4 protein-coding genes are annotated in these 2,370 nt (G+C 57.1%); all 4 read right to left on the reverse strand.

The window, feature by feature from the left end; all coding sequences use genetic code 11:
• Positions 1 to 145: 145 nt before the first annotated feature.
• The gene (locus EEB15_RS32910; RefSeq protein WP_141514213.1) at positions 146 to 763 is read right to left on the reverse strand and encodes a hypothetical protein; all 618 of its coding nucleotides are present in this window, start codon (positions 761 to 763) and stop codon (positions 146 to 148) included.
• A gap of 103 nt (positions 764 to 866) precedes the next feature.
• On the reverse strand, positions 867 to 1,211 hold the full coding sequence (locus tag EEB15_RS32915) for a hypothetical protein (RefSeq protein ID WP_141514214.1): 345 nt from the start codon (positions 1,209 to 1,211) through the stop codon (positions 867 to 869).
• An 87-nt stretch (positions 1,212 to 1,298) separates the two neighbouring features.
• Positions 1,299 to 1,802, reverse strand: coding sequence for a hypothetical protein (locus tag EEB15_RS32920; RefSeq protein WP_158290310.1), 504 nt, complete (start codon positions 1,800 to 1,802; stop codon positions 1,299 to 1,301).
• 121 nt (positions 1,803 to 1,923) lie between these two features.
• Positions 1,924 to 2,193 (reverse strand): hypothetical protein, encoded by a 270-nt coding sequence (locus EEB15_RS34400; protein WP_141514216.1) that lies wholly within the window; start codon positions 2,191 to 2,193, stop codon positions 1,924 to 1,926.
• Positions 2,194 to 2,370: the final 177 nt, after the last annotated feature.

Consider the following 2,370-nt stretch of genomic DNA (forward strand, 5'->3'; position numbering starts at 1 on the left):
ACGGCCTCACCATGCGGCGTGAGGCTCGCGCAGATGTTTCCAGGCAACCAACACCATCGCGCTCGAACCGGGGCTTGTCCAACAGCCGGTTCAGATCGCGGCTAGCGCGATCTAACCTTATTCGTTAGATCGCAGACTTCTTCCGTCAAGGTATTGCATGAGTCTCCAGATACTGGCCTTTGTTCCCGAATAGAAATCTCACACCACTGCGCGGCCCAAAGACGCTCCGCGTCCATGAATCCTGCCCTCCCACATACAGGACTTCAATCCACCAGCCCCGCTCCACATTGACAACCCGAAGGTCACACTTCATCGACTGCTGTTCGCGAACCACGCATCCAGCGCCAGTGAAAGCCTCTCTCCGTGCCTTTTCCTCGTCAATATCTGGCAGCAGTGAAATGCGATAGTCCCGAAACTTTTCATCGCAGCTGGCGGCCTTCCAGGCTGGCGGGGGACACTGTTCTTGGCACATCTTCTTTTGGGCCTTCCGCGTAATCATCATGCAGGCGCCGCCACACACACTCACGGGCTCGCGCGTCGTCTCGCGGAAGAAGTAGAGCGGCCCATCAATTGCGGAATTCGCATCCAGTGCGCCGATTCCGGCGCAAGCAAAATGCTGCTTGGAGGCACGAAACGCGTCGAGTTCCCGGGAACTCCAGGTTGGCCACGCTTCATCTGTCAAGTGTTCCGCTTCCGCCGCATATGCTCCATTTGACGCAAGCGCGATGAATAGGAGAATGCTCCGGAGGGCAACTGACTTCATGCGATCTAACGTGAAGATGACCGGACCACCAACATAAGCGGCGGAGCCGCAGCCTGCTGTTGTGGGTCCGCGTCGATTGACAAGTTAGACCGCTCCACGCCCGCTACTCCTCAGTTCCACCGAAGATGCGCCTAAATGAGCGAACTACTGCGTGAAAGCAGGTCGTGAACACCCAGCCAATTCCCCGTACTGCTGCCTCAAACAGCGCTTCGAAAAATATGTAGGCAACGGCGATGACAGGCCCCACCACAAAGGCCGCCACCGCGACCAGCGCCAGCAATCGGCCTAGTGATAGGTCACCACCATCGAAGAGATCAGGAACAAAGCTTAGAAGGATAGCCACCCCAGCACAGGCGAGGGCCACATAAATTGCTAGCGCGTTGGCCAGAATTGAGCGCCCCAGCCTTACGGGTGCTGAAGCGGGGATGGGGTCTTCCGTGGAGGCCATCGTGCGGTCTAACGTGAAAATGACCGGACCACCAACACGAGCGGCGAAGCCGCAGCCTGCTGTTGTGGTTCCGCGTCGATTGACATGTTATGGCAGCTTGACACGTACACGCTCCCGCATTGTCTTGTTAAAGAGGTCTGCAGCGGCGAACTTGTCGGGACCACACGTGAGGCCAAGGTTGAAGATTTTCCGCGAAGTGATGTAGCCCACATAAATGTAGGTATGACCCGGAATCTGGGCGGAGTAGCTGATTTCGAGGCCCACACCTTGCGAGTGCGGCTTTATTGTTCGAGTGAGTTGCGTCACCTGCCCCGGCGCGAGAGCTTCCATGGCATCGTGCCTACCCTTTAGGCATACCTCAGCGCATTCAAATGCCTTTTCGTCTGGCACCTCAAAGAAGTCCGCACTTATGGTGATTCCTGCGTTCTCCACCTCCGAGTGCCAATTGAATGTGTTGTCCTGCGGCGTAGGATACTGCTTCCAGTGCTCAGGCAGGTCGAGAAGGAACTCGCTGTAAGAGTACTCAACGAGCTTTTCCGCCGGCTTGGGCGTCACCGGTGGGGTGAGAGAGAAGGAATACTTCAACTGCAACGGCGCCTCCACAAGTCGCTATAACGTAAAAATGACCGGACCACCAACACAAGCGGCGAAGCCGCAGCCTGCTGTTGTGGGTCCGCGTCGATTGACAAGTTAGGCAGCACGGCCACCCAAGTCATGCGAGTCCTCTCACAACGATCGCCGCCGCGAGCCAACACGTGACAACACCTGCGCAGACCACGGCTGGAGCAGTCTCGCGCCTCTGGAAGTAAGCCACTGCCGCTGAGACCGCCCCTAACAGATTGACCATGGCGAAGACACCTACCAGAGGCAGCGCCGTGAATATGAACGAGAGGCTATCACCGAAATCCGGGTGGCTTCTCTCCTCGCGCTGAATGGTGCTCTGAATTTCGCGGACGAAGTACAAGAACAGGAGAATCCCCAAGGCGTTTGCGCCAACGTACAAGCAGCGCCGAGAGATCATCTTTCTTGCTGCCTAACGTACAGATGACCGGACCACCAACACGAGCGGCGAAGCCGCCTCCTGCTGTTGTGGGTCCGCGTCGATTGACATGTTATGGGGCAGGACGGCCTTTTTGCACGTGCTCATAATTTGCCTCGC

This window comes from Ramlibacter sp. WS9 (assembly GCF_003797765.1).
GTDB lineage: Bacteria > Pseudomonadota > Gammaproteobacteria > Burkholderiales > Burkholderiaceae_C > Ramlibacter.

Coding starts and splice junctions, on each gene's coding strand:
- EEB15_RS32910 (WP_141514213.1), bottom strand. CDS start 763: ATGAAGTCAGTTGCCCTCCGGAGCATTCTCCTATTCATCGCGCTTGCG.
- EEB15_RS32915 (WP_141514214.1), bottom strand. CDS start 1,211: ATGGCCTCCACGGAAGACCCCATCCCCGCTTCAGCACCCGTAAGGCTG.